This window comes from Actinoplanes campanulatus (assembly GCF_014647795.1).
GTDB lineage: Bacteria > Actinomycetota > Actinomycetes > Mycobacteriales > Micromonosporaceae > Actinoplanes > Actinoplanes campanulatus.
The window spans coordinates 1-503 of the sequence record NZ_BMPW01000100.1 but is presented as its reverse complement, the minus strand read 5'-3'; the positions used below and the strand labels follow the sequence as shown (position 1 = coordinate 503).

General features: G+C 66.8%; 1 protein-coding gene. It reads left to right on the top strand.

What is annotated here, in order from left to right:
- The coding region (locus IEZ13_RS46230) for a sigma-70 family RNA polymerase sigma factor (protein ID WP_189285830.1) at positions 1–503 on the top strand (503 nt) is incomplete at both ends.

Here is a 503-nt window from a genome sequence, read left to right as displayed (position 1 = left end):
ATCCAGACCGCCACCGTCGGCCTCATCAAAGCCGTCGACAAATTCGACCCCGACCGCGGCGTCGACTTCGCCGGCTACGCCATCCCCACCATCATCGGCGAAATCAAACGCCACTTCCGCGACCGCACCTGGTCCGTCCGCGTCCCCCGCCGACTCCAAGAACTCCGCCTCGCCATCACCGAAGCCAACGCCACCCTCACCCACACCCTCGGCCGATCCCCCACCGTCCCCGACATCGCCACCCACCTCGGCATCAGCGAAGACGACGTCCTCGAAGGCCTCGAAGGCGCCCGCGCCTACAACGCCACCAGCCTCTCCACCCCCATCGGCACCGACGGCACCACCGAACTCGGCGACACCCTCGGCGGCGAAGACCACGAATACGAAATCGCCGAAACCCGCGTCGCCCTCGGACCCGCCCTCGCCACCCTCGACGAACGCGAACAGAAAATCCTCACCCTCCGCTTCTACGGCAACCTCACCCAATCCCAGATCGCCGACCA